This window comes from Acinetobacter sp. GN11 (assembly GCF_054823985.1).
The window spans coordinates 1-4,827 of the sequence record NZ_JRVL01000066.1 but is presented as its reverse complement, the minus strand read 5'-3'; the positions used below and the strand labels follow the sequence as shown (position 1 = coordinate 4,827).

4 protein-coding genes are annotated in these 4,827 nt (G+C 38.1%); 3 read left to right on the top strand and 1 reads right to left on the bottom strand.

The window, feature by feature from the left end:
• Nucleotides 1-80: 80 nt before the first annotated feature.
• Nucleotides 81-872 (bottom strand): A1S_2505 family phage non-structural protein, encoded by a 792-nt coding sequence (locus tag NL42_RS08095; protein WP_461312385.1) that lies wholly within the window; start codon nt 870-872, stop codon nt 81-83.
• 180 nt (nt 873-1,052) lie between these two features.
• On the opposite strand from NL42_RS08095, the gene uvrB reads away from it, so the two are divergent.
• From uvrB to rarD, 3 genes are all read left to right on the top strand, one after another.
• Nucleotides 1,053-3,074 (top strand): excinuclease ABC subunit UvrB, encoded by a 2,022-nt coding sequence (gene uvrB, locus NL42_RS08090; RefSeq protein WP_461312384.1) that lies wholly within the window; start codon nt 1,053-1,055, stop codon nt 3,072-3,074.
• A gap of 93 nt (nt 3,075-3,167) precedes the next feature.
• A complete protein-coding gene (locus tag NL42_RS08085; protein ID WP_461312383.1) occupies nt 3,168-3,755 on the top strand; it encodes a lipocalin family protein in 588 nt (195 codons plus the stop codon).
• 113 nt (nt 3,756-3,868) lie between these two features.
• Nucleotides 3,869-4,813, top strand: a complete 945-nt coding sequence (gene rarD, locus NL42_RS08080) for an EamA family transporter RarD (RefSeq protein ID WP_461312382.1) — start codon at nt 3,869-3,871, stop codon at nt 4,811-4,813.
• Nucleotides 4,814-4,827: the final 14 nt, after the last annotated feature.

The following is a 4,827-nucleotide window of genomic DNA, read 5'->3' as shown; positions in this document are numbered from 1 at the left end:
TAAGAAAATTAAATGTAAGTAAAAATAAAATAATGAGAAAGCAGATATTATCTGCTTAGCTCATAAGTTTATTAGAGAAATTAACGATTAATAGGGTGATCAATATTCTTTTCACCACGCCATAACTTGATAAAGTCTTGCTCGTCAAAATCATAAAGTTCCATGAGTGCAACGACAGCGCTCACAAAAATCATGGCACCCTCAGAGTTTCCGTGCAGGTCGAAAATTTTACCATTGAGCTTACCTAAAATATCACTAAGTTCATGATCACGGCCTCGTCCATAACGATCGCGAGGGTACAGTTCTTCATTTAAAACAATGAGAGCAATGGCTTTTTCGGCACTTGATAAATCTGTTTTATCTAAGGCTTCTTCAAAAGATTCACTTCCATGATTAAAGTAAAAAATAACTTCATCATTAATGAAACTTTTTACCATTTTCTGAGTTAATGTCGGAAATTGAGAAACTGCATTATCTTCAACATAAGGCTTAAAAGATTCTGGAAAGATAACGTTGTGATGAATATCTTTAAACAGTGGAGCAATTTCAGAAACTTTATAACCTGCGATGCCACAACCTAAAGCCGTGACAAAATATTTCATTTTAGGATGATTTTTTGCATATATTTTAAAATCTTCAACATAGTGCTCAATTTGTGAAAGAGGCATTTGTTGAATATGTTCATTTAAGGTGGGAATGGCAAAGCTTTGACCAGCCCAGCCGCGACCTACACCTTCAACTGCTCCGAAGTGTTGACTGGCAACGCGTGCTGCACCGCTACCGTGCTGTCCAGCAAGGTTACTTCCAAACACAAAAACTGTATCTTCGGGAAGTTCGGTTACAATACTTTCATCATGATATTGGTAGGTCATGGTTATGCTTTTTATTTAATGGATAGCTTCATGTTGCAACTGATTATGGTATTGGTCAAGTATTAAGATGCTTAATCTTTGACATTGAATTTCCAACTCAATTTGCACTTTAAATTAAGATAAAAATCCCCATTAATGAGGGAGTCGTTAAATTCAATTTTTTCATAAAGAGAGATAACTTTGAACGAAAATCAACCTTTTGATTTGGTCACTCATTATCAGCCAGCAGGTGATCAGCCACAGGCAATTGAAAAGCTGGTCAATGGTATCGAGCATGGTTTTCGTAATCAGTTATTGCTAGGGGTAACTGGCTCAGGTAAGACCTATACCATGGCAAATGTAATCGCTCAAACACAGCGACCTACAATTGTAATGGCCCATAACAAAACTTTGGCTGCCCAACTTTATGGTGAATTTAAATCTTTCTTCCCCAATAATGCAGTTGAATATTTTGTAAGTTATTACGATTACTACCAGCCAGAGGCTTACGTTCCATCGTCGGATACGTTTATTGAAAAAGATTCAGCCATTAATGATCACATTGATCAGATGCGATTATCTGCAACACGAGCTTTGTTAGAACGTCGTGATGCAATTATTGTGGCATCGGTTTCTGCAATTTATGGTTTGGGTGACCCGAATGCTTATATGCAAATGTTGCTGCATGTGGTTGAAGGCGACCGAGTAAGCCGCGATGAAATCATCCGCCGATTGGTTGAAATGCAATATACGCGTAATGAACTTGAATTTTTACGTGGTACTTATCGAATTCGTGGCGAAATTATTGATATTTTCCCAGCAGAATCTGATCAACATGCAATTCGCATTGAACTATTTGATGATGAGGTCGATTCAATCCGTTGGTTTGACCCGCTAACTGGGAAAATGGTTCGTAAAGTTTCTCGGATAACGATTTATCCGAAAAGCCACTATGTGACACCAAAAGATCATTTAACCCGTGCCATCGATACAATTAAAGATGAATTACAAGATCAGCTCAAATTCTTCCGTGAACATGACAAATTGCTTGAGGCACAGCGTATTGAACAACGGACACGTTACGATCTGGAAATGATGCAACAGTTGGGTTATACCAATGGTATCGAAAACTATTCGCGTCATTTGTCAGGACGTCCGTCTGGTGAAGCGCCGCCGACTTTATTCGACTATATTCCAGAAGATGCTTTGCTCATTATTGATGAATCACACGTTACTGTTCCTCAAATTGGAGCGATGTATAAAGGTGACCGGTCACGTAAAGAAAACTTAGTGAATTATGGATTCCGTTTGCCAAGTGCGCTTGATAACCGCCCTATGAAATTTGAAGAGTGGGAGCGTATTGTACCGACTACCATTTTTGTAAGTGCAACACCTGCTAAATATGAATTAGAAAAGTCAGATCAAATCGTTGAACAGGTGGTACGTCCAACAGGTCTAATCGATCCTGAAATTGAGATTCGACCTGTCTTAACCCAAGTAGATGATGTTCTTTCTGAAATTAATATTCGTAAAAACTTGAATGAAAGGGTATTAATTACCACTTTAACAAAGCGTATGGCAGAAGATCTGACTTCTTATTTGAAAGAATATGGCGTTAAGGTGGCTTATCTCCACTCAGATATTGATACGGTTGAACGCGTTAAAATTATTCATGAACTACGTACCGGTGTATTTGATGTTTTAGTCGGTATTAACCTGTTACGTGAAGGTCTGGATATGCCGGAAGTTTCTTTGGTTGCGATTTTAGATGCAGATAAAGAGGGCTTTCTACGTTCGGAACGTTCACTCATTCAGACGATTGGTCGTGCTGCGCGTAATGTAAAAGGTAAAGCAATTTTATATGCTGACCGAATTACCGATTCTATGCGAAAAGCAATAGATGAGACTGATCGCCGTAGAGCCAAACAAATTGAATTTAATGAGCTGCATGGTATTACGCCACGTAGTGCCGTTCGTCAGGTTATCAAAGAAATTGACTCGGGTGAGGTGCTTTCAGATGACGAGATTGATGAAAAAGTACTTGAACAAGCACAAGCATTGAGTGCCGACGAAAGACATATTCTTTCAGATCCAAAATTGTTTAGTAAACATATTACTAAGCTTGAAAAAGATATGTTAAAGGCCTCGAAAGATTTACAGTTCGAGCAAGCAGCGCGGATACGTGATGAAATCATTCGATTAAAAGCGCAGATGTTGCAATAAACGAATACATAACGCTACATAATGTGTTTAAAAAACAAGCTACTGTAGGTGTTTGAGTTCTTTTGTATTCACAACTAATCGTTGAGGGCAACAATGGCATTTCGAAATAATGTTCCGCAAGCCAGTTGGCGTTTGGCTAAAATTGCGTTGGGCGGCATCGTTTTGGCTGGTTTAGCTGTTGGAACGTATGTCTATGCTCAGCCGAAACCTTTGCAAACCGTTTATAAAGTTGAACTGGACCGATATTTAGGTGTCTGGTATGAAGTCGCCCGTAAGCCAATATTTTTCCAAAAAAAATGTGCTTATAACGTATCCGCAACTTACACCTTAAATGAAAATGGAAATGTGGTTGTAGATAATCGCTGCTTTGACAATAGAAAACAATTACAGCAATCTATTGGTGAAGCCTTTGTCGTAAATCCGCCATATAACACAAAATTGAAAGTGAGTTTCTTACCGGAAGCTGTGAGATGGATTCCAGTTATTCGTGGAGATTATTGGATTTTAAAAATAGATGAAGACTATCAAACTGTTTTAGTAGGAGAACCTTCTCGTAAATATCTTTGGGTATTATCAAGAACACCTCATCCTGAACAAGAAGTGGTTGATGAATATCTAAATTATGCAAAAACATTAGGTTTTGATATTCGCGATATTATCCGCACAGAACATAAAGAATAACTGTAGATGTCTGATTAATAAAAAACCATGTTTTTACATGGTTTTTTCTTTTTTATAGTGGATAAATCAAGTATTGTGGTGAGCTGTTTTTACTAAAGTCTAAGAGGGTGAGGATGTTTAAGGGCGTGAGCTTGTCTGTCATGGCGTCTATCACTTTTGGCGTACTTTATTTTTATACTCAATTGTTAAGTCAGCTTGATAGTCAACAGACTTTTGGATGGCGGATTATTGCAACAATACCATTTCTCACCTTATTTATGTGGTGGAGTGGTGATTTAGCATATATCAAAAATATCTATCAGCGTATTTTAGCTAAGCCGTCTTTATTAGTGTTGTTAATCACAACCTCCGTTTTAACTTCAGTCCAACTTTGGCTGTTTTTATGGGGGCCTATGCATGGGCGAGGTCTACAAGTATCTTTAGGATATTTTCTATTGCCACTTGTTCTAGTTTTAGCTGGCAGTGTGCTTTATGGCGAAAAAATATCAAAATTTCAATGGGTCGCAATTATTCTTGCTGTCATTGGCGTGGGCCATGAAATCTGGCGTTTAGGAAGTATCGCGTGGGAAACTGCATTGGTTGCGGTTGGATATTCTGCCTACTTTTTATTACGTAAAATAATTAAAACAGACAATTTAGGCGGCTTCTGGTGGGATTTAGTCATTATTTTGCCGGTTGCGATTTATTTGACCCATACAGGTTTACTTCCGTATAGCAAATTTATAGACCAACCGAGTCTTGCTTTGATCATTATTGGGCTTGGAATTTTAAGTGCTATTGGTTTAGGAAGTTATATTCTGGCAAGTCGCTTTTTACCCTTAGTGGTGTTTGGGCTTTTAGGATATTTGGAGCCTGTGTTGCTTGCTCTAGCATCTTTGGTTTTAGGGGAGAGTATTGGCCAAGAAGAATGGTTCACCTATATTCCGATTTGGTGTGCAGTATTTGTGTTAGTTTTAGAGGGGGCAGTTCACCTTTATCAGCAACATCAAAAAGCCAAAAATTTGCAGCTCAACATCGCGAAATATCAAAAAAGATTAAAAAATGATGAGTTGGAATAGATGCTTAGAATCTA

Coding starts and splice junctions, on each gene's coding strand:
- NL42_RS08095 (WP_461312385.1), bottom strand. CDS start 872: ATGACCTACCAATATCATGATGAAAGTATTGTAACCGAACTTCCCGAA.
- NL42_RS08085 (WP_461312383.1), top strand. CDS start 3,168: ATGGCATTTCGAAATAATGTTCCGCAAGCCAGTTGGCGTTTGGCTAAA.
- rarD (WP_461312382.1), top strand. CDS start 3,869: ATGTTTAAGGGCGTGAGCTTGTCTGTCATGGCGTCTATCACTTTTGGC.